Annotated in this window: 3 protein-coding genes and 1 pseudogene; 3 read left to right on the top strand and 1 reads right to left on the bottom strand. The window is 70.5% G+C overall.

Features of this window, described 5'->3' with window-relative positions:
- Both EAO76_RS42575 and EAO76_RS47130 read left to right on the top strand, forming a co-directional pair.
- Positions 1-783: vanadium-dependent haloperoxidase (locus tag EAO76_RS42575; protein WP_187439040.1), on the top strand; the 783-nt coding region annotated here is incomplete at its 5' end.
- Between the two features lie 334 nt (positions 784-1117).
- Positions 1118-1339: pseudogene (locus tag EAO76_RS47130) on the top strand (hypothetical protein); the annotation flags it as partial.
- On the opposite strand, the gene EAO76_RS42565 reads toward EAO76_RS47130, so the two are convergent.
- Positions 1316-2113 (bottom strand): IS5 family transposase, encoded by a 798-nt coding sequence (locus EAO76_RS42565; protein ID WP_187439041.1) that lies wholly within the window; start codon positions 2111-2113, stop codon positions 1316-1318. The pseudogene EAO76_RS47130 and the gene EAO76_RS42565 overlap by 24 nt on opposite strands.
- 210 nt (positions 2114-2323) lie before the next feature.
- Here EAO76_RS42565 and EAO76_RS42560 point away from each other — a divergent pair.
- A partial coding sequence (locus EAO76_RS42560; RefSeq protein ID WP_148837962.1) for a transposase occupies positions 2324-2564 on the top strand: 241 nt, incomplete at its 3' end.

Below are 2564 nucleotides of genomic sequence, written 5' to 3'. Positions count from 1 at the left end.
TTCATCGACACCTGGCTCGCCGAGCTCCGCCCGCTGCTGCTCACCTCCCCGCAACAGTTCCRCCCCGGCGGGCCGCCCGCGCTCCCCTCGGCCCGGTACGCCCACGACGTCAATGAGCTGAAGACCATGGGGTCGAAGACCGGCTCGGGCAGAACCCCGCAGCAGACCGAGACCGCCCTCTTCTTCAGCGGCAACCTGGTGGTGCAGGTCCAGACGGCCTTGCGGGACTACGCCGCCCGGCACGGGCTCGGCGCCGCCACCACGGCGCGGCTGTTCGCCGCAGCGAACGCGTCGGCGACCGACGCCGTCATCACCGCATGGGACGCGAAGCTGCACTACGCCTTCTGGAGGCCGATCAGCGGCATCCGCCTGGCCGACACCGACGGCAACCCCGCGACGACGGCGGACCCGGCCTGGGAGCCGCTGCTCGTCACACCGCCCCATCCCAACCACGTCGCCGGCCACACGACCGTCGCCGCAGCAGTGATGCGCGCCGTGACCGGCGTCCTCGGCACCTCACATCCCGACCTCTACATTCCCTCCGAGATCACCGGCACCACCCGGCTCTACGAATCCGCTGACGACATCAACAGGGACATGATCAATGCCCGCGTGTGGGGAGGCATCCATTCCCGTACGGCGGACATCGTTGGCTGCCGGGCCGGCAACCGCGTGGGCACCTGGGCGCTGACCCACTACTTCCAGCCGGTACGCAAGACGAACGCACCGGCGCCGCAGTCGGCCCGGCCTGCCCAGCCGCAGTGCCCCGGCGAGGCCGGCTGAACCGCCGGGCCGCAACAGACCCACCCCAACTGCCGGGCCGGAGACGGCCTGCGCGAAGTCCTGCCCCGGCAGGGCAGAGGGCGGTGACCGGACACCCGGGGCACGGCACACGCAGCACGCGTCGCCCGGACCGCGACAGCGCGGTCCGGGCGGCGGACCGCCGTCCTCGGGCAACGGCCCGGACCGGTCGGACAGGGCACATCACCAGCTGTGCGCACCTCGTCGCCGTCCGGCCCGGAGCGGGCGGTCGACGACCCTGCGCGAAACCCCCGGGCCCGGGCTCTGCGGCTGCGCCCCGGCGCGCCCGGGAGTGGGCGGGAACCGGGGAGACGGAGCACGGGCCGCCGGGCAGGTCGAGCCCGAGGAAATCCTCGCCGAGCACGTCCGGCACACTGTCGATCTGATACCGGACCGCTCCCGGGTGCTCGCCGAGAAGGTCGCCGCCGGACAGACCGCCGTCGTGGGCCCGTGCTACCGCCGGCCGACGGCGGTAGCACAACTCGTCGCCTCTCAGTGCCTGATTGAGAACCGGTCACGTTGCGCGGGAGACGGCTGATGATCGGGCGAGTCGGCGGGTCATGAGGATGATCATCGACCACTTCACCATGGCCTCGTGGTGTTCGGGCAGCCGCTCGTAGTCGCGGACACAGCGGCGTCTGCGGCAGATCCACGACAACGTCCGCTCGACCACCCAGCGGCGGGGCAGCACGATGAATCCCGTCATGTCGTCACTGCGTTTGACGATCTCCACGGTCAGCGCGAGCCGCGCCTTCGCCCAGGTCACGAGCCTGCCGGCATAGTCACCGTCCGCCCACACGTGCTGAATACGATGGTGGATCTGCCGCAGGCGCGTCAGGAGCGGCCGGCCGCCGTCGCGGTCCTGTACGCTCGCGGCGGTGACCAGCACGACCAGCAACAGACCAAGCGTGTCCACCGCGACGTGCCGCTTGGTTCCGTTCACCTTTTTGCCTGCGTCCCAGCCGCGGCCTGTGGTGGCCACGGTCTCGGCGGCCCGCAGCGACTGCGAATCGACGATCGCCGCGCTCGGCTCGGCATCGCGGCCCTCCCGTCGACGAAGCCGATCCCGGAGCCGATCGTGCAGGTCGTCGACGGCCTGGGCCCGTTCCCAACGGACGAAGAAGGAGTAGACGGTGGCGTGTGGCGGGAAGTCCGCCGGCAGGGCCCGCCACTTGCAGCCGTTGTCCACCACGTACCGGATCGCATCCATGATCACCCGGCGGCAGTGCTCCTCCGGACGCCCGCCCTTCCCCCACCGCCACGCCGCCAGAGGCAGCAGCGGGTCCGTGACCAGCCACTCCGCATCGCTCATGTCCGAGGGATACCGACGCAGCCGCGGCGGATGTGCGCCACCGCGACCGAACCGGCAGGCCACGCAACAACACGCCGGAGCCGGGACAGAGTTGGCATCACCAGTCCCGGAAGGGCAAAAAGGACACAAGGAGCTCCTGGCAATGCGACCGGCCTAGGCAGCGTCCGGCGGATCTTGTGACTGTCGGATTGCTGACTCGTTGTGTCTGGCATGGGGCGGGGCGATCTGACGAATGCCGAGTGGGTCCGGCTGGAGCCGCACTTGCCGGCGTCGGGGCTGCGTGGAGGACGGTGGAACGACCACCGCAGAGTGATCAACGGGATCTTGTTCCGGGTCCGGACGGGTATACCGTGGCGGGACCTTCCCGAGCGTTTCGGCAGCTGGAAGACCGTTTATGAACGGCACCGGCGCTGGTCGGCGGACGGCACGTGGGACCGGATCCTGTGTGCCG

Origin of the sequence: Streptomyces sp. sk2.1 (genome assembly GCF_008120935.1) — a bacterium.
Lineage (GTDB): Bacteria > Actinomycetota > Actinomycetes > Streptomycetales > Streptomycetaceae > Streptomyces.
Note: the sequence above shows the minus strand (reverse complement) of the source record. Positions and strands in the feature narration are given on the sequence as shown.

Excerpts from the sequence above, each read along its gene's own strand:
- EAO76_RS42565 (WP_187439041.1), bottom strand. The coding sequence starts at position 2,113 with ATGAGCGATGCGGAGTGGCTGGTCACGGACCCGCTGCTGCCTCTGGCG.